We start from the raw sequence: 22,332 nt of genomic DNA on the forward strand, positions 1-22,332 counted from the left end.
CCGCTAAGGCTTCTGAAACCGCAGCGCACGGGGACGGCCGCGGTTAGGGTGGCCCGATGGCGGTCAAGCGGATGGACAACGTCCTCATCGTCGTCGAGGATCTCGACGCGGTCATCGCGTTCTTCGTGGAACTGGGCCTGGAGCTGGAAGGCAAGGGCCCGCTCGACTGGCCCGGCGCGGAACGGGTGGTCGGCCTGAAGGACATCCGGCAGGACATCGCCATGCTGCGCGTCCCCGACGGCCCCGGCCGCGTCGAACTGGCGAAATTCCACCAGCCGAAGGCGCTCGCCCCTCAACCGTGGAACGCCCCGGCGAACACGCTCGGCCTCCGCCGGATGATGTTCGCGGTCGACGACCTCGAAGACACCCTCTCCCGGCTGCGCGCCCAGGGCGCCGAGCTGGTGGACGAGGTGGTGCGGTTCGAGGACGTCTATCTGCTTTGTTACGTCCGGGGGCCGGAGAACATCGTGGTCGGGCTCGCCCAAGAACTGGGCTGAAGCCCGCGGAAGCGGTGCCGCGCTGGACGGCACCGCTTCCGAACCGAGCCACGATCTCGCGACCTCCGCTTAACCGCTCAACACCGCCCGCACCTCCTCGGCTCGGCTGTTGCGCGCGAAATCCGACCAAGCCGCGGTGTCCTGCCCCAGATCGGGGCGAGGACCGTAGAACACGCTCTTCGCCGCCTGGTCACCAGCCAGGTGGTACTGCAGCCAAGCAGTGATCGCGCCGATCAGCCGGTACCGCGTGTCGCCCTGCAGGAAATGCGTGGCCCCGCGCAGCTGTCCGTAAACGGCCGGCACCTGGTCGCACGCGGCGAACCGCGCCCGGACATACGGCGCCGGGACGATCACGTCCGCCTGTCCGGACACGAAGAACGCCGGACCGTGCAACGCGCTCACCGTGCCCTGCGGACCCGGCATGATCGGGATTGTCGTTTTGACCAGCGGGTCGGCACCGGCCGCGAGGGCTCCGCCGCCGCCCTGGGAGTGGCCTGCGGCGGCGATCTGCCCGGTGTCGATCCGGCCGTGGAAAACGCTGCCCTGGCGGGCGTTTTCGGCGATCAGGTACCTCGCCCCGTCGAGCATCTCCTCACCGGAGCCGGATTGCCCGGTGTTCGCCGCGGCGACGACGTAACCCCAGCCGGCGAGATGGGCGAACAGGGCTTCGTACTGGTCGACGGTGGCCCCGGTTCCGTTGCCCCAGATCAGCACCGGATGCCGGACGGCGCTGGAGGCGAGGTCCGCGGGGTGATAGAGGGTGTGCGCGCCGTCGCCGGCGGCCTTCGCAGGCTGGTGCGGCCCGTTCTTTTCGTAGTCGCGCGCGGTGCCGGACGGAGCCGCCGCGGCCGCTTCCGGTGCCAGCGCGCCGGCGACCGCCGCCGTGATCGCCGCCGCCAGGAGGGATCTCCGGCTGAACGAACACATGACGGGCTCCGGGATCAGTTGTAGAAGTGGATGTAGCGGAACGACGAGGCGCTGACGTCGTGGACGAGGTAGTGCCCGTCGCCGGTCCAGTTGTAGTCCTCGACGGTCACGGTCCCGTTGTGCACACTGTCGACGATCGCGACGTGCCCGTACGTGCCGTTGTCGGTCTGGGCGATCGAGCCCTCGGTCGGGGTGTTGTCGACGCGGTAGCCGTGGTTGCGGGCGTTGTCGTCCCAGTACTTCGCGTCGCCGTAGTTGTTCGCGCTTTCGCCGTGGCGGGCGATGTTGAAGGCCGCCCACGAGACGCACTCGCGGTTGTACATGTTCCAGTCGTCCACGACGGAGTCCTGCGGGACGTCGCGCCACTTCGAGGGGTAGATGTCGCCGATGGTGCCCGCCGCCGACGAGGCCGGGACGGTTCCGTAGTGCGCGGCCATCGAGGTCGGCTGGACGGTGGTCGCGTGCGCGGTGCCGGTTCCGGCGACGGCGAAGGCGGCCGCGGTGGCGAGGGCGAGAACGGCGCGGGAGGGTCGGCGCATGGGGAGGGCCTTCCTGTTCGGGGAGTGAGTGCGTCGTGACGGTAAGTCGCCGATCAGGTCCGGACCAGACCTTTGTGGACGACTGGTCCGCCGCGGCTCGTCTTCCCTGGTCGGACGCGGGGTGTTCACAGAATTGGCGCTGCCGGCGCTTCTCCCCAATGCCATCCGGTGCCGTAGATGCCGGGACGGACGTCGCGCAGCGCCAAGGTCGTCGTGTGCGCGGCGCCGGCGGACAGCGGCTTGCCCGGATGTTCGGGACCGCCGAGGCCGCGCTGTTCGAAGGACCGGACCCGGCTCGGCACCCGCGGGCCGAAGCTCACCTGGCAGACGTATTCCGCGACGGGACGGGTGAACCGGCGGTGGTAGTGGTCGATCGGCGGACCCGGCGGGAACCGGACCTCGTACTCCACGACCGTCACCTCGCCCAGCTCCAGGGCGTGTTCCAGCCGCAGTTCGCCCGCGAACATGCCGGTTTCCCGGTCGACGCAGACCCGGGCGGCCCGCGCCGCGCGCACGTAGCGGTAGACCGGGTCGGCGGTCAGGAACGAGTCGGCCTGGTAGTAGGTCATCAGCCGGTCCACGCCGTCGACGGCGGCCTCGGCGACCATCCGGACCTGCAGCGCGCGCTCGCCGCCGTTCTCGTCGAGCACCATGCGGTCGTGGATCGACCAGAACGACAGCTGCCCGTCCGGCGGCGGTTTCAGCTCGGCCGAGAACGCGCGCAGCTGCGGCCACAACCGGCGGCGTTCGATCCGGCAGGCGGGTTCGCCGAGCCACCGCCCGCGCGGTGCTTTGGGGCCGAGCCGCGACGTCAGCGTCCCGGGTTCGAGGCTCAGCACCGCCTCCAGCTGCGCGACGGCGGCGATCGACGTCTCGCGTTCCGGTTGCGACCGGCCGCGCCGCCAGTAGGACAGCGCCGAGCGCGAAAGCCGCACCCCGCGCGCGGCGAGGTGGTGCTGAAGCCGGTCGAGCGACAGCCCGGATTCCTCGATCGCGGTGTCCAGCGTGACCGCGAACGAGCCCGCGGAAGGCCGAGTCACGGTTCCAGGATGATCTCCCGAGCGGGTGGTCCGGAACCCACGAAAGTCCGCATTTCCCCAGCCCGCCCCACCGGTGCCTCAAGCTTTCCGGGAGGTCAACAGCAGCAGGCAGCCAATGGCGACCGCCGTCACCAGGCCGGCGACCAGCAGTTTCGGGTCAAGGCTGGTGGTCGTGCTCGCCTGGGCGACCGGCGGTGCCGCGACCGCCGGCTGGCTCGGCGCGACCGGACTGGCCACTGTGGACGACGATGACGGCGGCGCGGAGGCCACCGGCGGCGCCACCGCGGCCGTACGGCTCGGAGCGGCCGCGGGCCGGGACACAGGTGCGGCAGCGGACGAACGCGTTACCGGCGGTGGCGGCGGCGCGGCGGGCGCGGGTTGGACGATGACCTGTGCCCGCATGTCCGGATGCACGGAGCAGTAATAGGAATAGGTACCTGGAGTCCGGAACGTGTAATTCCAGCTCTGCCCCTGCGAAAGCTGCGGGCTGCGGAACGCGACCGGCGCGCTCGTGGTGACCACGTCGTGCGGTGCGGTGTCGTGCTGGATCCAGGTGACGGTGTCGCCGACGCGCACGGTCAGCGACGCGGGCGCATAAGCGTAATCCTGCATCATCACCGTCTGCGAAGCCGCGGCTGCAGGTGGCGTAACGGGCGCGGCGAGCGTGCACAGAACCGCGACGGCCAAGAGAGCGAAAAACCTTTTCACCGCACGAACTCCCCGGCGAATTCGAGGTGGATCGGCCGTCGCGCGAGAAGCCGCACGAGCCAGCTGACTGTCCGAAGAGGACGGCGAGGCGGCGGCAACGTCCCGCGCAGCCAAAGGATGACGCGTCCTTCCCCGGCTGCGCGAAGTTCGCCGCCGAGGACGAGATCACGGGTCGAATCGCCGAAGTCCAGCCGTCCGGCGAATTCGGCCGACGGCTGTTCGGCGCTCTCCTCTCCGGTGAACCACACCGTGCCCAGTTCCCGGGTGACCATCGCGGACAGCAAAGGCACGCGGGTCCGGAACGAGCCGCCGTCGATTTCGGCGGTGAGAGAGCCGGGGACGAATTCGGCTCGGCGTACGGTCAATCGGCCGCGCAGCAAGGGAATTCCGAGCAGCCGCAGCGTCAGCTCCAGCACGCGCCGGTCGGGCCGGAGCCGGTGGACGCCGGGCTCCGCGTCGAGGCTGCCCGCTGCGGGCAGGAACCGGGTGTCAGTGGGCACGAAAGCCTCCGGGGTCGAGGGTGGTCCGGGGCGAGCACGGCGCCCGCCCCGGACCGGCGGTCAGCAGGACGCCTGGTTCAGCAGCGGCGTCAGGACGTTCTCCAGCCAGACGGTGTGCGTTTTGATGTACTGGTCCAGATTCAGCAGATCGGTGACCTGCTGCCCCGGCGACTCCTCGAGATGCGCGGACTTGATGTGCGCGATGATCGGCGCGAGCGTGTCGGTGACGACCTTGTCGGCTGAACCGTCGAGCACCGGCTTGAGCACGCTTTCCAGCCACACGGTGTGGGTCTTGATGTACTGGTCCAGATTCAGCAGATCAGTCACCTGCTGCCCCGGCGACTCCTCCAGGTGCGCGGCCTTGACGTGGTCGAGAATCGGCTGCAGAACCGCCTTGGGCACGCAGGTTCCCGGCGGAGCGTCGGTGGGCATCGGCATCGAATGCGTCGGGCTGGACGGCGCGGTCGGGGTCGAGGACGACGACGGCGGCGCGGTCGGCGAAGACGGCGGTGCCGCGCCCTGCACGGTCACGGTCGCCTTCATGTCGGGGTGGATCGAGCAGTAGTAGGAGTAAGTGCCCGCCTTGGCGAAGGTGTGGGAGAAGGTGCCGCCGGTCTGCAGAGTCGGCGAGGTGAACTTCTCCGGCCCGTCGGTGACGACGACGTTGTGCGGCGCGGTGTCGTGGTTGGTCCACGTCACCGTGTCGCCCGCGGCGATCGTCAGGCTGGCCGGCGAGAACTTGTATCCGCGCATGTCGACCGATTTGGCCGAGCCGGCCGCGGCGGGAGCCGCCGCCGCACCGCCCTGCTGCTGCGCGAGTCCTTGGTACAGCGGAACGGCGAGCGGGCTCTGCTTCGCCAGCGCGGCGAGATCGACCTGGGCCGTGCTCGGCGCGGCGGCCGGAGCCGGCTGCTGCCCCGTGCGCAACGTCGTCAGGCTGACCAGGGCGAACGCCAGCGCGACGACCGCGACCGCGATCGGCCACCGGCGCCGGCGACCCGCCGCGGGCGGGGCGTCCGGCCGCGTTCCGGGAGCGGCGGGGGTGGGTTCCGGGTTGTCCATCAAGGAGATTCCTTTCCAGGGTGGAGCGTTCACCGGCCGGGACTGGCGGTGACGAGGAGGCTCGCCGCGAACAGCACCACGACGACGAGCGTGGCTTCCGCGGCGACGGAATAGACGAAAGGACGAACCGCGCCGGCGTCGCCGCGCAGCACCACGGCGAAGTCGAGCCGCCGCGCGACCCAGCTTTTGCTCGCCTGCGCGAAGAGCAGGACCACCGCGAGCGCCGCGAGTTTCGTCAGCAGGATCCGGCCGTAGCCGGAGGTGAACAGCCGCCCCGGGTCGCCGAGCGTCCCCGCGGCGAGCAGCACGCCCGCGCCGATCACGACCAGGACCGAAACCAGGGCGAGCTTCGAATAGCGCGGGACGACGGAGGCGAGTTCGCCGGGATCGCGCCGGGACAGCACGCCGAACAGCAGCATCGCCAGCCCGCCGACCCACGCGCAGACGCCCGCCAGGTGCCCGAAATCCGCCAGCTGGCTCAGCAGTGGACGCGCGCTCTCCGCGGAATGCCCGGTCAGGCCGGTCGTGCGCAGCAGTCCCGCGGCGACCACGCCCGCGCCGACCCGCCATCCCGCCGACCGCGCGGCCCGTTCGCCGCGCTGCAGCACGTCGGCCAGGACCACTCCGCCGAGCACCCACAGCAGCGCCTTGGCGAACCAGATCCGGCCGAACTGGCTGTCGAGCACCTGGCCGAGCAGGGCCGGGTCGAACAGGTCCGCCGGGGACCGCTGCGCCACCCACGCCCCCTGCAGCCCGAGTCCGGCCGCCGTCCCGGCGAACCCGAGCACCCAGCCGGTCCCGAGCACGCCGCGGGCGCGACGGGAATCCGCCCCGGCCGGCCACAGCAGCGCGAGGAAGAACAGTCCGCCGACGAACAGGGCGAGCCCGGCGTAGTCCGCGCACCGGGCGGCGACATACCAGAATTTCGCGGAGCCGAGATCCACCGGTTCAGCCCCCGCTCGACGGAGCCGGGATTCCCGGCACCGGGCTCGCCGGCGCCGGACACGAACCGAGGAGGGCGGCGAGGATCCCGTCCGGACCGGTCAGCCCGGCCCCGGACGCGAGGCCGCCGACGAGCGGCAATCCGCCGACCGTGTCCAGCACCGGCTGGACCGCGCCGGGCCGGCAGGCCGGAGCCTCGGCCGGCGGCGGACTCGACGGCGGACTCGACGGCGGGGTTTCGGTCGGGCCGGGCGGAGTCGGATTTCCGGACGGCTGCGGGATTTCCCCGGTCGGCATCGGCAGGTCCGCGGTCGGCGAGTCCGGCATCGGCATCGGCGTCTCGGCCGCGGGCGGCGGCGGACCGGCGGGCGGGAGACCGCCGTCCGGCACGGGCGGCATCGGCTGCACCGCGCCCGCCGGGGGAAGGTCCCCGTTGGGCAGAGCCTGCTGCGGCGCGGGCGCGGCCTGCGCCGGGGCCGGTTCGGAAGACGCCGGGCCGCCCGCGACGGTCGTTTTCAACCCGATTCCCGAGGCGTACCCGACCACGATCACCACCGCGCCCGCCAGACTGGCCGCGACGACGTGATCCCGGCGAAGTCCACGCCCGGCTGAAGCCACCACAATCATTTCCTCCCGATGGGCGGATGGAGCACGACGAGTGAGCACCACACCAGACCGCGCGTTTCCAGAGCCGACGCGGCCATGACGGCAACGTAAAATTGCTCTCCGAACAACCGGGGGCAATCGGTGAACTCGCACTCGAGCCCGGCGGTGAGAACTATTTAACGCAGCCGTTGCGCGTCCGACGCACCGCCGACAACGAGTTATCGAGACCATCCCGGTCCGACACTCATTCCCTTCTGGAAGCAGGGTTCATGCGATCGCTCTCCAGCACTTCCCCCGCCCGCCACCCGCGGCCGCCCCGAATCGGACGTGGAATCCGCCTGCTCGCCGCAATTGTTTTCGGCCTCGCCGCGACCTTTTTCCCGCAGCCCGCGGCCGAGGCGCACAGCTTTCTGGAATCGAGCGTTCCGGCGAAGGATTCCGCGATCGAGACCGGGCCCGCGGCAATAGTGCTCACCTTCAACGAACCCCTGGACAGCGGATTCACCGAATTGGCGGTGCTCGGCCCGGACGGAAAGACGCATTGGGAGTCCGCCGCGCCGAAAGTCGACGGAGCCGCGGTCTCCGCGCCGGTGAAACCGCTCGGCCCGGCCGGAAAGTACACTGTGGACTATCGGATCGTGTCCGCCGACGGGCATCCGGTGTCCGGCTCCTACTTTTTCACGCTGACCAAGCCCGGCCAAGGCGTCGCGGCTGCTACGACGTCGCCCGCGCCGCCGCCGTCCACCTCCGCGGCGTCGGCGGCCGGCGAGAACGACGTGCCGCCGTGGGTCTGGGTGGCCGCGGCCGCGGTGCTGCTGATCGCGGGCGGAATCGTCGCGGCCCGCATCTCGCGCGGGCCGTCGGGAGAGTGAACGAATGCCTGCTATGTCCCGTTGAGCGCCGGACGGGGCAATTCACCACAGCCGCCGCGGGCTGTGCGCACTCGGACACCAGATGCTGATCACGGCGCTACCGGGGCGCAGAGTCCGCGGGATCGAATGCCGGGGTACCTGCCCCCTGCCCGGAAGGCTCGCCCGATGCCGATTCCCGTACCCGAAGCCCTCGACCTGCAGGCCGACGTCGCCGACGGAAAGATCGAGGACCTGCGCCGCCCCGGCCGCTACCTGGTGAGCTCGATGCTCGCCGGCGCGTTCATCGGCGTGGCGGTCGTGCTGCTGCTGTCCGCGACCGGCCCCCTCAACGCGGCGGGTTCGCCGTGGACGAAAACGGTGCAGGGCCTGGTGTTCGGGATCGCGCTGACCGCGGTGGTGTTCGCCGGCGCGGAACTGTCCACGGGGAACATGATGACCATGGTGCAGGGCGTTTTCGTCCGGCGACGCGGCGTCGGCGCGGCAGCGGCGGTGATCGTGGTGTCGTTCGTGGGCAACCTGCTCGGTTCGCTCGTCTTCGCCTGGCTCGTGCACGAAGGCGGGGTGCTCTCCATCGGCGGCGCCGCCGGACACTCCGGCCCCGGCGCGGCTCTGCTCGCGAGCCTGGTCAAGGCGAAGACCGCGGAATCCGCGACCGCGCTGTTCTTCCGCGGCGTGCTGTGCAACTTCCTGGTCTGCCTCGCAGTGTGGATGGCCGCGCGCACGAAGTCGGACGGCGCAAAGCTGACGCTGATCTTCTGGTGCCTGCTGGCTTTCATCAGCTCCGGATTCGAGCACGTGGTCGCCAACATGACCACCTTCTCGCTCGGCCTGCTCGACGGCGTGCCCGGCGCAACGATCGGCGCGTTCGGCCGCAACCTGCTGTTCGTCGGACTGGGAAACCTCGTCGGCGGCGGGCTACTCGTCGGAGCCGCGTATGCCGTGCTGGGCAACCGGCCCCGCACCGCCGCCGCTCCCCCGGCCCCGGCAGCGGAAGAACTCGCGACCACCGGCAGCTGACCCGGCCGGACCGCGGTGCCGGCCTCCGCACCGCGGTCCGAGGGATCAGGCGGTGACGAGCGACAGGCCGTAGGTCTGCAGGATCTCGTTCACCGGCTGGAACCAGGTCTCGCCGCCGGAACTGCAGTTGCCGAAGCCGCCCGAAGTGACGCCCTGGGCTTGGTCACCCGTGACGAAGGAGCCGCCGGAATCGCCGGGTTCCGCGCAGGCGTTGGTGTGCGTCGCCTGGTAAACCGCGCCTTGGGCGTAGTTGATCGTCTCGTTCAGCCCGAGCACGGTGCCGCAGTGCCAGTGCGAGGTCGAGCCGGAACGGCAGATCGACGAGCCGGCCGGCGCGACCGCCGAACCGCGGACGAGCACGTCGCTGACCGTGCCCCAGCCGAGCACGACCGGGGCGGTCCACCAGCCGTTGCCGATGGTGATGTAGGAATAGTCGTTGCCAGGGAAGGAAGATCCGGCGAACGTGCCCATCGCCGAGTTGTCCCAGCCGACGACGGAGCTTCCCTTGCTGCCGCAGTGCCCGGCGCTGACGAACCCGCCGTGCACCGAAAATCCGATGGAGCAGCGGGTGTTTCCGTTGATATAGTAGGGATCCCCGCCGACGGTGCCCGCCGAGAACGTCTGCGGCCGGGCGCCAGTCGTTGTGGTCACCGGGCCTGCTTCACGGGCTCGGGCAAGGAAAGCGTCGACGTCCGGACCGTGCGCGCCGGGCTGAAGCGTGACGACCACGCTGCCGGTACGGGGATCCGCGTGCCAGCCACTGACCGAAGACGGGGCTCGCTTCGCTTTCGCGGCGGTGTCGAGGGCCGTCTTCGCCGCGTCCAGCACCGCAGCGGTGACGCGCGCCGGAACGGTGTCCGCCCCGGCCCGGCGCACCGCCTCGGCCGCGGCCGGGTCAGTCACGCCGACGACCAGCTTGCCGCGAGCCGGGTCGAACCAGGCCCCGCCGAACGCCGCGCCAGCCGCCTGCCGAGCGACGGGCAGCCGCCGGGCCGCGGCAAGTTCCTGCCCGAGCCGGGCCTGCGCTTGCCCGGCGCTGAGGCCCAAATCCCGTTGCAGGGCAGCGATCAGCCCAGGAGACGCCTGGGCGGCAGGCGCGGCCACGGCGGCGAAACTCGCCGCGAGAACGGCCGCACCGGTGAGGCTGAGGGTGATTCTTCGACGCATCGGAACTCCTCGAAGGCCGGGGGAAAGAAACCCACTGTCGGCCGAGTGTGGGGAGCCCGCGCGAAGCCGGTCCAGCGGCGACCGGTGTTTTGTCCGAAACCTGTCGCCGCGGCTGCTCCGTTCGTCCATTCCGGAGCGGACTTCCGGGCAACTGCCGCGGTGATGCCGCTCAGATGGGCGGGCTCACCGCCACGAGAGCGCAACGGCGACGCAAGCCCGAGGCGGCTCCGGGTTCGAGGGCGGGCCGTTCGGCAGCGACCCCGCTCAGACGGACAGGCTCGCCGCCCCGAAACCCAACGGCACCGCAAACCCGGTCCGAGGCGGGCACGCCCCCGGGGCCATGCACGCAAGCACGTCCGCAGCAACCCCGCTCAGACGGACAGGCTCGCCGCCCCACGAGAGCACAAACCCCCGCCTGAGCGGGCGCGCACGCAAGCCGATCCGCAGCAACCCATCCGGAGGGACGGGCCGCCCGAAGAGAGTCCAGCGACGGCGCAAGCCCAGCCCGAGTTCCACACGCAAGCCCATCCCCAGCGACCCACTCAGACGAACAGACTCACCACCCCACGAAAGTCCAACGGCCACACAAACCCAACCCGAAACCGCACACCCCCAGTTCCACACCCAAGCCCATCCCCAGCGACCCCACTCAGACGAACAGGCCTCCCGACGAGAGCCACCGCAAGATTCCGGCGACCGCACAAGCCCAGCCCAAGGCCGCACACCCCGGGCCCAAGCAGCCGAACCGGCCAGCAAGGACCTCAGCTTCCCCACCGCCGGAAGAGGCGGCAAAGCCCCGCCAACAGAGCCAACGGAGCCATCCCAGCGACCCTCCCGCCGCCGAACCGCGCCTCCCCCACCGCCAGCCGGGGATAATGAGCCCATGTCGTCGATTGTGGCTTTCTCGGCCCTGTCCGTGCTCCTGGTCCTCATCCCCGGTCCCGCGGTCATGCTGGTCCTCAAGAGCGCGGTCGCCCGCGGTCGCGGGCCGGCTCTGCTGACCGCGCTCGGAGTGCTCGCCGCCGACCTGGTGTGGGCGGGCGCGTCGGTCGCCGGCCTGACCGCGCTGCTGGTGTCCTCGCAGGTGGCGTTCGACGTGGTCCGCTACCTCGGCGCCGCCTACCTGATCTTCCTCGGCGCCAAACTCCTGGTGACCCGCGCGGCGGCCGGGCCCGACGTGGCGGCGTTGAGCACTGGCCGGCCGCGCGGCGGGTGGCGCGCGTTCCGGGAGGGGCTCCTCAGCGACCTGTCCAACCCCAAGACCGTCATCGTCTTCACCAGCGTCATCCCCCAGTTCCTCCACCAGGGCGCGCACCCCGCCGACACCCTGGTGCTCGGGTCGGCGTTCGCGGTGATCGGCTTCCTGTCCCTGACCGGCTACGCCCTGGTCTTCAGCTCCGCCGCGAAGCTGCTGCGCAACGCACGGGTGACCCGCGCGATCCTCCGGGCCGGCGGCGCGATCCTGGCGGCGTTCGGCGTCGGCCTCGCCCTCGAGCGTCCCGCCGCGTGAATCCGTCCTCGGCTATCGGTCGGCTAAAACCCGCTTGATCACCAGCAACGCGATGTCGTCCGCCGCGGGCCGGTTGCCGATGAGCGCGCTCATGATCCGGCTGCACAGCTGATCCGGGTCCTCGACGCGCAGCAAGCCGGCCAGCCGGGCGAGTCCGGTGTCGACGAGCTGGTCCCGCCGTTCCACGAGACCGTCGGTGCAGAACGCCAGCACCGAGTCCGGCGCCAGGTCCACCGTGGTGACGCGTCGCGCGGCCGAGGTCAGCCCCAAGCCGACGGGCGGGTCCGCCGGCGCCTGCAGCAGTTCCGCGGGCTGTCCGGACGAGACGAGCACCGGGGGCAGGTGGCCGGCCAGGGAAATCGTCAGGCGGCGCTGGTTTTCGTCGAGGACGGCGTAGGCGACCGTCGCCATCACGCCGTGTTCGAAGTGGACGGCTTTGCGGTCGAGTTTCGCGAGGACTTCCGCCGGGTCCTCGCAGTCGAGAGCGTAGGCGCGCAGCGCACTGCGGAGCCGGCCCATGATCACCGCGGCGTCCAGCCCGTGCCCGGCCACGTCCCCCATCACGATCCCGAGCCGGCCGCCGGGCAACCGGAACAGGTCGTACCAGTCGCCGCCGAGGCCGCTCGACGCGCCCGGCACGTACCGGGCGGCGAACTCGAGCCCCGGAACTTCCGGCAGCCGGCCCGGCAGCAGGCTGCGCTGCAGCGCCATCGCCGCCGTCCGGTCTTCGCGGAAGATCTCGACCTGCACCGCGACCGCGAGCTGACCGGCCAGCCGCCGCAACGTCTCGACCTCGTCGGCGGAGAACTGCCGGGGCTGGACACAGCCGACGTGCAACACCCCCACGAGGCTCGATCCGGCCAGCATCGGCACGCCGAGCATGGTGTGCAGCCCGCGTTCCCAGAGCAGCGGATTCACGACCGTGCCGCGGTCGACGTGGTCGATCACGACCGGTTCGCGCAGCGCGGCGACCCGCCCGGCGAAACCGGACCCGACCGGGACCCGGACGCCCTGGTAGACCTCTTCCTCCAGCCCGACCGCGGCGACCGCGGAAAGCTGGTTGCTGCCCGGCTGGTGCCGCAGCACCGTGGCGGTGTCGACCGCCAGGATGTCGCACACCTGCTTCAGGCTGGCGTCCAGCAGGTCCTCGAGGCCGAGGTGCCCGAGTTCAGCGCCGCCGAGGTCGCGCAGCGCCCCGGATTCCCGCGGGGTGATGTCTGGTGTCATGGGCCTTTCCTGGACGCACGCCCGGATCCGGCAGGCGCAGAGACCGCCGGGCGAGCCCTCGGCAGTCCCCGCACGGCGGCGGAATCCAGGTCAGAAGCTCCCAGCTTTCGCTGTGTCGGCCCGAATGTCCAACCGGCCCCCGCGCGTGTGGGCCATCCCTCACCGTGCCACGCGGAAACCGGATGCGGCGAAAACGAACCCGCGCGAACGTCAGCTTCGTTCGCGCAGCTGAAAGCCGGTCCGGGGCAAGCGCTTGGCCCCCTTCGCTCAGGCAAGCGGGGTCTCGTCCAGAGCCTTCGCGAGATCCCCCGGCGTGTCGTAAAGCGCGACGGCGCCAGCCTCCCGGAGTTCGTCGTCGCCGAAGCCCCCGGAGCGGACCACGATCGCGGGCATCCCGGCCCTTTTCGCCGCCTCGACATCCCACACCGAGTCGCCCACCATCACGGCCGGCGCGTCGGACGGGGCGCCCAGCTTCTTCAGCGCCGCCCGCAGCAGGTCCGGAGCCGGTTTGGAGGCGTCGACGTCAGCGCTGGTAGTCCACTCGTCGGCGAGATCGCGAGCATCGAGCTTGTCGAGGAAGACCTCCGCGTGCCGCTGCTGAGCCGAACTGGCCAGCACCAGCCGGTGGCCGCGCTCCTTGATCGCCACGAGCAGATCGCGCGCGCCCGGCAACGGAGCCATCTCCTCGAGCAGCGCGTCGACCTCCTTGCCCTGCCGCTCCCGGGCCCGCTCGCCCGCCCGGCGCTCCAGCTCCTCCCCTCCGACCGCGGCGACGAGCTGGTCCCCGCCCATCCCGATCAGCCGGTGCAGCCGCCACACCGGGTACACCGCGTCCACCGACCGCAGCGCCCGGTACCAGGCGAGAGCGTGGTGGTAGTTGGAATCGATGAGCGTCCCGTCGATGTCGAGGACGGCGATGGGGGAAACAGTCACACCTCCTGGTTACCCACCGTCGCGGCGGCTAATCTCTCTCGCCAGCGGCGGCACTGAGCGAGCGCTTACACTCAGCAGACGACGGGCGGACTCGCCGGCCGGCGCGGGACTGGAGGAGGATCGCCCGATGACCACGCTCTCGGCCGACCTGTGGCCCGATGTGCAGCCCGAGACCGCGCGCCGGCTGATGCTCGCCGGGGTGGAGTCGTTCGCCGAGCGCGGCTACCACGCCACCACCACGCGGGACATCGCCAGCGCGGCGGGGATGAGCCCGGCCGCGCTGTACGTGCATTTTCCCTCGAAAGCCGCGCTGCTTTTCGCGATCAGCCGCAACGGCCACGAACAGACGCTCGCCCTCGTCGAGGACGTCCTCGGGCGCGTGACCGGCCCGGTGGAGCGGATGCGGCTGCTGGTCGAGGATTTCGTCGCCTGGCACGCGCGGCGGCACACGGTGGCGCGGGTCGTGCAGTACGAGCTGAACGCGTTGCCGGAGAAGGAATACCAGGTCGTCGCGCAGCTTCGCCGGAAGATCGAGCAGCGCGTGCGCGAGGTGATCTCCGAAGGAGTCGAGTCGGGCGCGTTCACCGTCGGCGACGTCGGGATCGCGGCGCGGGCGGTGCTGTCGCTGGGCGTCGACGTCGCGCGCTGGTACAGCGAACGGACCCGGCAGACACCCGCCGAACTCGGCAAGGAGTACGGCGAACTGGTCCTGCGCATGCTTGGCGCGGGCTAGAAACGCCAGTTTGCCGCGCAGGGGGGTGCGTCTCGCCCGCGGCAACGATCACACAAGCCGGTTTCCCGAAGCGTGGTCAGCCGCCGGAGTTCCGGGCTGACGCCGCCCGCGCGAAGCGAGCCGCGATCTGCCCGAGGCGATCCAGCAATTCCGGCGGCGCGTCCTCCACCACGAAGTCGAATTCCCACTGCGCGAGGTAAAACGGAAGGTAGTCGAAGGTTTTCGCACCGGTGCGCAGCCGGCAGGTCTCGTCGTCGATCGGCTCGACCACCGCGGCAGTCGGCGAAACCCGCGTCGCCAGCACCTCCGCCGGAGCCGACACCCGCAGCGTCACCACGTGCGGATACGGCGCGGTCGCGATCCGGCTCGACACGTAGGCGGCGAGGTCCTCGGCCGGCGGTTCCCTTGGCGTGAAACGGAAACTGGGCACCGGGAGACCGTCGATGCGGTCCAGCCGGAAGGTGCGCCAGTCGCCGCGGCCGAGGTCCCACGCGACGAGATACCAGCGCCAGCCGGTGTGCACGAGCCGCAGCGGCTCGACGTCGCGTTCGGTCACTTCGCCCGCGTGGGCGCCGTAGGTGAACCGCAGCCGTTCGTGGTCCCGGCAGGCCGCCGCGACCACGGTCAGCAGTTCCGCGTCGATCGCCGGTCCGCGCCCCGGCATCCGGACCAGCGCCGAGTCCATCGCCCGGACCCGGTGCCGCAGCCGGGCGGGCAGCACCTGTTCGAGCTTCGCCAACGCCCGCACGGACGTCTCCTCGATGCCCGACACGGTGCCGTTCGCCGCGGTCCGCAGCCCGACCGCCACCGCGACCGCCTCGTCGTCGTCCAGCAGCAACGGCGGCAGTGCCGCACCGGAGCCCAGCCGGTACCCGCCCGCGACCCCCGGCGTCGCGTGCACCGGATAGCCGAGCTGCCGCAGCCGTTCGACGTCGCGGCGGATCGTGCGGACATCGACGCCCAACCGGCCCGCGAGGTCCGGACCAGGCCAATCGCGGCGCGCCTGCAGCAGCGAGAGCAGGCGCAACAGGCGTTCGGAGGTTCCGTACATGCCGAGCACTCTGCCACGCTTCGCGGACAGCTTCGGTCCTCGATCGGCAGCGCGTTCCCGTGCCGTGCGAAAGTGACGCATGCTCGACGACCTGCTCGCTGTCGCCCGCGAAGAGGCGGAAGCCGGAAAAGCCGAGGGCGGCGTGCCGATCGGCGCGGCCCTGTTCGACCGCGACGGCAAGCTCCTCGGCCGCGGCCACAACCGCCGCGTCCAGGACGGCGACCCGTCCCTGCACGCCGAAACCGCCGCGTTCCGCGCCGCCGGCCGCCGCCCGCACTACCGCGACACGATCATGGTCACCACGCTGTCGCCGTGCTGGTATTGCAGCGGCCTGGTCCGGCAATTCGGCATCCCGCACGTGGTGATCGGCGAATCGCGCACGTTCACCGGCGGCCACGGCTGGCTGGCAGAGCACGGCGTTCGCGTCGATCTTCTCGACGACCCGGCGTGCGTCGCCCTGATGACGGAGTTCATCGAACGGGAGCCCGCGCTGTGGTTCGAGGACATCGGCGAGCCGGCCTGACTCACGCCAGCGGCGAGAACTCCGTCGGCAACGCGATGATCGAGTCCGCGTCGAGGATCTCCTCCGGCGCGCCCGGCGGCGGCCACCTCCCCTTCGCGTAGAGGTCGCGGCGGATCGCGAGCCGTTCGTCGAGGCTCGCGAACGGCCAGATCTGGACGATCCGGTCCGGGCCGTCGAGCGCGTACATCACCACGGTCAGCGGATCGACCAGATGCCGCGCGGGCAACGCTTCGCGCCAGCCGTCGATCGTCGCGGTCAGCCCGCCCGGCCGCAGGTGGTAGTCGCGGATTTCGTACACCGAGCCGTACTTCCCCGGCCGCACCGGCGGGACGAACGGGAACGGCGCGAAACTCCGCAGGGACAGATCGGTCAGCCAGTCGCCGCCGAACGGCTTGCGGCTGTGCCGGGCGCGCAGCCGTTCCTCGTCCAGCGCTCGCTGATTCTCGAATCCGCGCAGCACGACCAGCCTGCCGAGCGGACCGTTCTCCGTCTGCCAGCACCCGAGCAGCTCGCCGTGCCCCTCGACCCACGGCAGCACGCCTTCGCCCGCTCTCGGCCCGTCGAGCAGCCGGAAGGACAGAATCGCCAGCTCATACCGGACGGCCTGCTGCTCCGGGGCGACGTCGGCCCCGCTGATCCGGACCGGTTCGGTCATGCCGCTCCCCGTTCGCTCTCGCTTCTCCTCCAGCGTGGCACAACGCCGCGACCGCGCTTGCCGAGCGGGTTCGGGTGCCCTTCCGTCCCCGCCCGGCTTCCCGATCGTCCCGCTCACCGACACCCCGGAACCTCCCGGCGACCTCGGCGCCTTCGGTGAGGTTTTTTCCCACCCCCGTCCCTGTCTTGACACTTCTCAATGGTCTAGTCCATTGTGACTGCGCACACACTCCCCCGAGTGCCTGCGGGGCGCCGCCGCCACGTCCGGCTTCGCCAGGTGCTCCGATGACGCGTGCCGCCGGGTGCGCGTTTCCCCCGTTGGAGGACCCATGAAATCCTTGCGCCGCACCAGTTCCCGCCGGAAGCTCGCCGGACGGATCGGCGTACTGGCGCTCGCCGCGGGCGCCGCGCTGTCCACCGCGACCGGCACCGCCTCGGCCGCCGCGGACCCCGTTCTCGCGGCCCCGTACCTGTACCAATGGGGCGGCCAGAGCGATCCGTCCGCCGCGATGGACGCGACCGGCGTCAGCGCGTTCACCCTCGCGTTCGTGCTCTCCGGCGGCGGCTGCGCTCCCGCGTGGGACGGCAACCGCCCGCTCGACGGCGCCGACGCCGCGATGATCCAGAAGATCCGCTCCGCGGGCGGCGACGTGATCCCGTCCTTCGGCGGCTGGTCAGGCAACAAACTGGGCCCGAACTGCGGGTCGCCGGAGGAACTGGCCGGCGCGTACCAGCAGGTGATCGACGCCTACGACCTCAAGGCGATCGACCTCGACATCGAAAACACCGACGAGTTCGAGAACGCGGCGGTGCAGGACCGGATCCTCGGCGCGGTCAAGCTCGTCAAGGAGAAGAACCCTGGCGTGCGCGTCGTGATCACCATGGGAACCACGCCGCAGGGCCCGAACGACTGGGGCAAGCGGCTGATCTCGCAGGCGAAGGCACTGGGCGCGGACGTCGACGTCTGGTCGCTGATGCCGTTCGACTTCTCCGACGGCGGCGACATGGTCGCGATGACGAAATCCGCGGTCGACGGCCTGGTCAGCGAACTGAAGTCGACGTTCGGCTGGGACGACGCCACCGCCTACCACCGGGCAGGCCTGTCGTCGATGAACGGCAAGACCGACCGGGCAGGCGAAGTCGTCTCGGTCGCGGACTTCACCGCGATCCGCGACTGGGCGGCGGAGCACCACCTGGGCCGCGTGACGTTCTGGGCGACGAACCGGGATTGCGGCGGGTGCAGCGGGATCGACCAGGAGAACTACGCGTTCACGAAGGTGGTGGCCGGGTACAACGGCTGACCCGGCAGCTTGGCCGACCTCGGCGGAGTCGGCAGCGGTCCGGCTCATCCGCGCCGAGCCGCCGACTGCACCACCGCCCCAGCCTGAGCTGGCAGCGGTCGGGCCGAGTCAACGGCGGTCCAGGTCATCCAAACGGGCGCGGCAGCGGTTCAGCTGCGCGAACCGAAGCCTCAGCGAAGCAGCGGCCGCGTGGACTGAACCACCTCGCGGCCCCGAGAGACGGCGACGGGGACCTTCCCGCCCGGAAGGTCCCCGTCCCGCCATTCGTCACACACCGCGCACGGACGCGGCCAAACGAGTGAAGATCAGGCAGCGGTGGCAACCGACAGTGCGGCCGCCCCGGCCTCGGTCAGCTCGGCGGGCACCCGGCCGGACGAGGTAACTCCCGTGCCCGGGCGGACGTAGCCGCCCTTGGCGAGTGCGTGTGCGGTCATCTGGTCGCAGCAAGCGAAACCGTCGACGAACAAGTCGGGTTCGCAGCTGGTCGACATCTCCGCGCGCTGTTGCGCGACCGCCTTGAGCATGGCCATCGCGCGATGGGTCAGCTCGACGGTCACCCCTTCTGCACCGGACACCGGGATCGCCTTCTTCCTCGTGAGCTACTTACTCAACGTTATCGCCCATTGGGCCGAATGTGTTAACAGCCACACTGTAGCGGTTCGGGAATGTGACGATGCCTAGACCTGTTGGGTTCCCGCCAGGCGAGATTCGAGCGTCCGCGCCCACTCCCGCACGATCTGCTCGCGGCGGCGCGTGTCGTCGGTGAGCAGGTTGGCGAGGCCGAGCCCGCGCCCGAGGTCGAGAGTGGCCTGGACCAGCTCCCGCACCCCCGGCCGCGTTTCGTCGACTCCGAGCAGTTCGACCGCGACCCGGTGCGCCTCCCGGCCGACGCGCGCCTCCAGCGGCACGAGCACCTCGCGCAGCTGGTCGTCCGTCGACGCGACCGCCCACAGCTGCAGTGCCGCGCGGAACATCGGCCCGGTGTAGAGCGTCAGCAACATCTCGACGACCCACTCGATCCGCGACGTACCGCCCGGCGACCCGGCCGCGCGCGTGCGCAGTTCGTCCAGCTGAGCCTCGCCGAGCAACTCGACAGCCGCGGCGACCAGCGCCTCCCGGGTCGGAAAGTGGTGCTGCGCGGCTCCCCGCGAAACCCCGGCCCGCTCCGCGATGACCGCGACGGTCACCCCGTGCCACCCCCGCTCGCCAATACAGTCCATCGCGGCCTCGATCAACCGCCGCCGCGTGGTGCGACTGCGTTCTTGCTGCGGTTCGCGGAGCATCAGGCGACACCTGCCCGAGCCATCCCGCTCCCGCGAAAGTCCGCGAGGGGACCCCTGGGGGACTCTGATTCCCTCACAGACCCCGGCGCCCGATCCCCGACGCTCCTCATGACTTCACCACTGCTCAGTACGATTTCGGCAGCCCAAGGCTGTGCTGCCCCACGAAATTCAGCACCATCTCCCGGCTCACCGGAGCGATCCGGCCCAGTCGCACGGCCGTCACCAGGCTTCCCAGGCCGTACTCGGTCGCCAAGCCGTTTCCGCCGTGGGTCTGCACCGCCTGGTCGACCGCGCGGATCGCGACCTCGGCGGCCGCGTATTTCGCCATGTTCGCGGACTCCCCCGAGGCGAAATCGTCGCCCGCGTCGTACAGCGACGCTGCCTTCTGCGTCATCAGTTTCGCCAGCTCAAGCTCGATTTTCACCTGCGCGAGCGGATGCGCGAGTCCCTGGTGCGACCCGATCGGCGCGCCCCACACCTGCCGTTCGCCGGCGTAGCCGACCGCCTTGTCCAGCGCGTACCGGGCGGTGCCCAGCGAGAACGCCGCGCCCATGATCCGTTCCGGGTTCAGGCCCGCGAACAGCTGCGCGATCGCCGCGTCCTCCTCGCCCACCAAGGCTTCCGCGGGCAACCGCACGTCGTCCAGGAACAGGGAGAACTGGTTTTCCGGCGCGACGATGTCCATGTCGATCTTCGTGAACTCGAACCCGGGCGTGTCCGTCGGCACCACGAACAGCGCCGGCTTCAACCGGCCGGTCTTCGCGTCCTCGGTGCGCCCGACGACGAGCACCGCGTCCGCCTCGTCGACGCCCGAGATGAACACCTTGCGCCCGGACAGCACCCAGTCGCCCGCGTCGCGGCGGGCGGTCGTCGTGATGCGATGCGAGTTGGAACCGGCGTCCGGTTCGGTGATCGCGAAGACGATTTTCTTGCTGCCGTCCGCCATTCCGGGCAGCCACTGCTTCTTCTGGTCCGGCGTGCCGAAGCGCGACAGCACCGTCCCGACGATCGCCGGCGACACCACCATCAGCAGCAGCGGCGAACCCGCGGCCGCGAATTCTTCCAGCACCGCGGCGAGATCCGCGATCCCCGCTCCCCCGCCGCCGTATTCCTCCGGCAGGTTCACACCGAGGTAGCCGAGCCGTCCGGCTTCGTTCCACAGCTCCTCGGTCTTCTCGCCCGCGCGGGCTTTCTTCGCGTAATACTCGTGCCCGTACTTGCCCGCCAGGTCGGCCGCGGCCTTCCGCAGCGCCACCCGCTCCTCGGGCTCGACGAAGTTCATCGCGTTCATTCGGTCTCTCCCACCACAGCCAGCACCGCGCCTACCTCGACCTGTTGCCCGACCTCGACCGGCAGTTCGGCGACCACGCCGTCCGCCGGGGCCGAGATCCGGTGTTCCATCTTCATCGCTTCCAGCCACAGCAACGGATCGCCTGCCCGCACACTGTCCCCTTCGGACACCGCGAGCCGCACGACCGTGCCTGGCATCGGCGCGAGCAGCGACCCCGCGGCCAGCGCCGAATCGGGATCGGCGAACCGCGGCTCGGCGGTCAGCGCCACCGAACCCAGTGGTGAGTCCACATAGGACACGGAGTCGTACCGGGCGACCGCGAAAGTCCGGCGCACTCCGGCGATGTCGAGGACCACCTGATTTGGCGCAGCGGAGACCAGGGTGACGTCGTCGTAGCCCTCGGCGCGCAATCCGTCGCGAGTAAGCGAGTAGACGACCTCGTAACGGTTGTCTCCCTTGGCGAATACCTTGCGCTGACCGGCGGAGCGGACGTTGCGCCACCCGCTGGGCAGCCGTCCCAAGGTGGTGGCATTGGCCCGGTTTGCCGCGGCATCAGCCAGTGCGGCAGCCAAGGCAGACCAGCGTTCGGTGTCCACAGTGGCCAGTGGAGCGGCCAAAGTGTCCAGCCCGTGCCGGTCGAAGAACGCGGTGTCTGTTTCCCCGGCAAGGAAAGCCTCGTGACGCAGGATCCGGACCAGCAGGTCGCGGTTGGTCACCACACCGTGGATCCTCGCACCAGCCAAGGCACTGGCGAGCCTGCGAGCGGCTTCCGCCCGGGTGGGCGCCCAGGTGATGACCTTCGCCAGCATCGGGTCGTAATGCACCCCGATCACCGAGCCGGATTCCACTCCGGAGTCCAGGCGCAGTCCGGGCCCGTGCTCGAATTCCCGGTCCACTCCGGACACTTCGAAGGCGTGCAGCGTCCCGCTCTGCGGCTGCCATCCGGCCGACGGGTCTTCCGCGTACAGCCGGACTTCGATCGAATGTCCCCGCGCGGCAGGCGGTTCGGCGGGCAACCGCGCGCCCTCGGCCACCGAAAGCTGCAATGCCACCAGATCCAGCCCGGTGACATTCTCCGTCACCGGATGCTCGACCTGCAGCCGCGTGTTCATCTCCAGGAAATAGAACCGGCCGTCCGGCCCGGCCAGGAATTCGACGGTTCCCGCGCCGACGTAGTCGATCGCCTGCGCCGCCTTGCGCGCCGCGTCGAACAGCTCGACCCGCATCGCATCGTCCACAAAGGGCGATGGCGCTTCCTCGACCACCTTCTGGTGCCGGCGCTGGATGGAGCATTCCCGCTCCCCCACCGCCCACACCGTGCCGTGCGCGTCGGCGAGCACCTGGACCTCGATGTGCCGTCCGGTTTCGAGGTACCGCTCGCAGAACACCGTCGGGTCGCCGAACGCCGATCCCGCTTCCGCCCGAGCGCTCTCCACGGCTTCGGCCAGTTCGTCCAGCGAACGGACCACGCGCATGCCGCGTCCGCCGCCGCCAGCGGAAGCCTTGACCAGCAACGGAAGATCATCCGAGGTCACCGACGACGGGTCCAATTCGGACAGCACCGGAACCCCGGCGGCGGCCATCAGCCGTTTGGACTCCACTTTGGAGCCCATGGTCTCGATCGCCGCCGGAGGCGGGCCGACCCAGGTCAGCCCGGCGTCGAGCACCGCGCGGGCGAACCCGGCGTTTTCGGACAGGAAGCCGTATCCGGGGTGGATCGCGTCGGCCCCGGCGTCCGCCGCGGCTTTGACGATCAACTCGCCGCGCAGATACGTCTCGCCCGGCGCGTTGCCCGGCAGCCGGACGGCGACGTCGGCTTCCCGCGCGTGCGGCGCGTCAGCGTCCGCGTCCGAGAACACCGCGACCGTGCCGATTCCGGCGTCCCGGCAGCTGCGGAACACGCGGCGGGCGATTTCGCCCCGGTTGGCGACCAGCAGATTCTGGATCAT

General features: G+C 70.7%; 24 protein-coding genes. 7 read left to right on the top strand and 17 right to left on the bottom strand.

All coding sequences use genetic code 11. The features are described from left to right. Positions 1 to 56: 56 nt before the first annotated feature. Positions 57 to 497: a VOC family protein gene (locus F9C12_RS10015; RefSeq protein ID WP_409465675.1), complete on the top strand. Its 441-nt coding sequence runs from the start codon at positions 57 to 59 to the stop codon at positions 495 to 497. A gap of 69 nt (positions 498 to 566) precedes the next feature. Here the strand turns inward: F9C12_RS10015 and F9C12_RS10020 are convergent, their stop codons facing one another. From F9C12_RS10020 to F9C12_RS10055, 8 genes are all read right to left on the bottom strand, one after another. Beyond that, on the bottom strand, positions 567 to 1,424 hold the full coding sequence (locus tag F9C12_RS10020; protein WP_409465676.1) for an acetylxylan esterase: 858 nt from the start codon (positions 1,422 to 1,424) through the stop codon (positions 567 to 569). A 14-nt stretch (positions 1,425 to 1,438) separates the two neighbouring features. Beyond that, a complete protein-coding gene (locus tag F9C12_RS10025; protein ID WP_409465677.1) occupies positions 1,439 to 1,963 on the bottom strand; it encodes a CHAP domain-containing protein in 525 nt (174 codons plus the stop codon). A 125-nt stretch (positions 1,964 to 2,088) separates the two neighbouring features. Beyond that, on the bottom strand, positions 2,089 to 3,003 hold the full coding sequence (locus F9C12_RS10030; RefSeq protein ID WP_409465678.1) for an XRE family transcriptional regulator: 915 nt from the start codon (positions 3,001 to 3,003) through the stop codon (positions 2,089 to 2,091). Positions 3,004 to 3,081: 78 nt separating this feature from the next. Next, complete coding sequence (locus F9C12_RS10035; RefSeq protein WP_409465679.1) at positions 3,082 to 3,690, bottom strand: cupredoxin family copper-binding protein; 609 nt, start codon at positions 3,688 to 3,690, stop codon at positions 3,082 to 3,084. A gap of 17 nt (positions 3,691 to 3,707) precedes the next feature. Beyond that, the gene (locus tag F9C12_RS10040) at positions 3,708 to 4,211 is read right to left on the bottom strand and encodes a hypothetical protein (protein ID WP_409465680.1); all 504 of its coding nucleotides are present in this window, start codon (positions 4,209 to 4,211) and stop codon (positions 3,708 to 3,710) included. A gap of 60 nt (positions 4,212 to 4,271) precedes the next feature. Beyond that, the gene (locus tag F9C12_RS10045; RefSeq protein WP_409465681.1) at positions 4,272 to 5,273 is read right to left on the bottom strand and encodes a plastocyanin/azurin family copper-binding protein; all 1,002 of its coding nucleotides are present in this window, start codon (positions 5,271 to 5,273) and stop codon (positions 4,272 to 4,274) included. A 29-nt stretch (positions 5,274 to 5,302) separates the two neighbouring features. Continuing rightward, positions 5,303 to 6,217, bottom strand: coding sequence for a copper resistance D family protein (locus F9C12_RS10050; protein ID WP_409465682.1), 915 nt, complete (start codon positions 6,215 to 6,217; stop codon positions 5,303 to 5,305). A 4-nt stretch (positions 6,218 to 6,221) separates the two neighbouring features. Then, positions 6,222 to 6,842 carry a hypothetical protein gene (locus F9C12_RS10055; RefSeq protein ID WP_409465683.1) on the bottom strand — a complete coding sequence of 207 codons (621 nt, stop codon included), beginning with the start codon at positions 6,840 to 6,842 and terminating at the stop codon, positions 6,222 to 6,224. Between the two features lie 248 nt (positions 6,843 to 7,090). Here F9C12_RS10055 and F9C12_RS10060 point away from each other — a divergent pair, with 248 nt between their 5' ends. Beyond that, a complete protein-coding gene (locus F9C12_RS10060; RefSeq protein ID WP_409465684.1) occupies positions 7,091 to 7,693 on the top strand; it encodes a copper resistance protein CopC in 603 nt (200 codons plus the stop codon). A 165-nt stretch (positions 7,694 to 7,858) separates the two neighbouring features. Continuing rightward, a complete protein-coding gene (locus F9C12_RS10065; protein WP_409465685.1) occupies positions 7,859 to 8,710 on the top strand; it encodes a formate/nitrite transporter family protein in 852 nt (283 codons plus the stop codon). 45 nt (positions 8,711 to 8,755) lie between these two features. Here F9C12_RS10065 and F9C12_RS10070 read toward each other — a convergent pair whose 3' ends face one another. Beyond that, a complete protein-coding gene (locus F9C12_RS10070) occupies positions 8,756 to 9,877 on the bottom strand; it encodes a S1 family peptidase (protein ID WP_409465686.1) in 1,122 nt (373 codons plus the stop codon). 883 nt (positions 9,878 to 10,760) lie between these two features. Between F9C12_RS10070 and F9C12_RS10075 the strand changes: the two genes are divergently transcribed. After that, positions 10,761 to 11,387 carry a LysE family translocator gene (locus F9C12_RS10075; RefSeq protein ID WP_409465687.1) on the top strand — a complete coding sequence of 209 codons (627 nt, stop codon included), beginning with the start codon at positions 10,761 to 10,763 and terminating at the stop codon, positions 11,385 to 11,387. A 12-nt stretch (positions 11,388 to 11,399) separates the two neighbouring features. Here the strand turns inward: F9C12_RS10075 and F9C12_RS10080 are convergent, their stop codons facing one another. Both F9C12_RS10080 and F9C12_RS10085 read right to left on the bottom strand, forming a co-directional pair. Further along, a complete protein-coding gene (locus F9C12_RS10080; RefSeq protein ID WP_409465688.1) occupies positions 11,400 to 12,614 on the bottom strand; it encodes a PP2C family protein-serine/threonine phosphatase in 1,215 nt (404 codons plus the stop codon). Positions 12,615 to 12,881: 267 nt separating this feature from the next. Next, the gene (locus F9C12_RS10085; protein ID WP_409465689.1) at positions 12,882 to 13,547 is read right to left on the bottom strand and encodes an HAD family hydrolase; all 666 of its coding nucleotides are present in this window, start codon (positions 13,545 to 13,547) and stop codon (positions 12,882 to 12,884) included. Positions 13,548 to 13,674: 127 nt separating this feature from the next. Between F9C12_RS10085 and F9C12_RS10090 the strand changes: the two genes are divergently transcribed. Further along, positions 13,675 to 14,280 carry a TetR/AcrR family transcriptional regulator gene (locus tag F9C12_RS10090; protein ID WP_409181730.1) on the top strand — a complete coding sequence of 202 codons (606 nt, stop codon included), beginning with the start codon at positions 13,675 to 13,677 and terminating at the stop codon, positions 14,278 to 14,280. Positions 14,281 to 14,356: 76 nt separating this feature from the next. On the opposite strand, the gene F9C12_RS10095 is transcribed toward F9C12_RS10090, so the two are convergent. Further along, entirely contained in the window at positions 14,357 to 15,331 is a 975-nt protein-coding gene (locus tag F9C12_RS10095; RefSeq protein ID WP_409465690.1) for a helix-turn-helix transcriptional regulator, read from the bottom strand. A 79-nt stretch (positions 15,332 to 15,410) separates the two neighbouring features. On the opposite strand from F9C12_RS10095, the gene F9C12_RS10100 reads away from it, so the two are divergent. Beyond that, positions 15,411 to 15,854, top strand: coding sequence for a nucleoside deaminase (locus F9C12_RS10100; RefSeq protein WP_409181732.1), 444 nt, complete (start codon positions 15,411 to 15,413; stop codon positions 15,852 to 15,854). A 1-nt stretch (position 15,855) separates the two neighbouring features. On the opposite strand, the gene F9C12_RS10105 is transcribed toward F9C12_RS10100, so the two are convergent. Further along, a complete protein-coding gene (locus F9C12_RS10105) occupies positions 15,856 to 16,509 on the bottom strand; it encodes an NIPSNAP family protein (protein WP_409465691.1) in 654 nt (217 codons plus the stop codon). 328 nt (positions 16,510 to 16,837) lie between these two features. Between F9C12_RS10105 and F9C12_RS10110 the strand changes: the two genes are divergently transcribed. After that, positions 16,838 to 17,809 carry a chitinase gene (locus F9C12_RS10110; protein ID WP_409465692.1) on the top strand — a complete coding sequence of 324 codons (972 nt, stop codon included), beginning with the start codon at positions 16,838 to 16,840 and terminating at the stop codon, positions 17,807 to 17,809. A gap of 305 nt (positions 17,810 to 18,114) precedes the next feature. Here the strand turns inward: F9C12_RS10110 and F9C12_RS10115 are convergent, their stop codons facing one another. The 4 genes from F9C12_RS10115 to F9C12_RS10130 form a co-directional block, all read right to left on the bottom strand. Next, positions 18,115 to 18,384: a hypothetical protein gene (locus F9C12_RS10115; RefSeq protein WP_409465693.1), complete on the bottom strand. Its 270-nt coding sequence runs from the start codon at positions 18,382 to 18,384 to the stop codon at positions 18,115 to 18,117. A 102-nt stretch (positions 18,385 to 18,486) separates the two neighbouring features. After that, complete coding sequence (locus F9C12_RS10120) at positions 18,487 to 19,092, bottom strand: TetR/AcrR family transcriptional regulator (protein WP_409465694.1); 606 nt, start codon at positions 19,090 to 19,092, stop codon at positions 18,487 to 18,489. Positions 19,093 to 19,216: 124 nt separating this feature from the next. Further along, on the bottom strand, positions 19,217 to 20,383 hold the full coding sequence (locus F9C12_RS10125) for an acyl-CoA dehydrogenase family protein (protein WP_409181737.1): 1,167 nt from the start codon (positions 20,381 to 20,383) through the stop codon (positions 19,217 to 19,219). Continuing rightward, a complete protein-coding gene (locus F9C12_RS10130) occupies positions 20,380 to 22,332 on the bottom strand; it encodes an acetyl/propionyl/methylcrotonyl-CoA carboxylase subunit alpha (RefSeq protein ID WP_409465695.1) in 1,953 nt (650 codons plus the stop codon). Before F9C12_RS10130 ends, F9C12_RS10125 begins: the two co-directional genes overlap by 4 nt.

The sequence above is a fragment of the Amycolatopsis sp. GA6-003 genome (assembly GCF_046267895.1).
Classification (GTDB): Bacteria; Actinomycetota; Actinomycetes; order Mycobacteriales; family Pseudonocardiaceae; genus Amycolatopsis.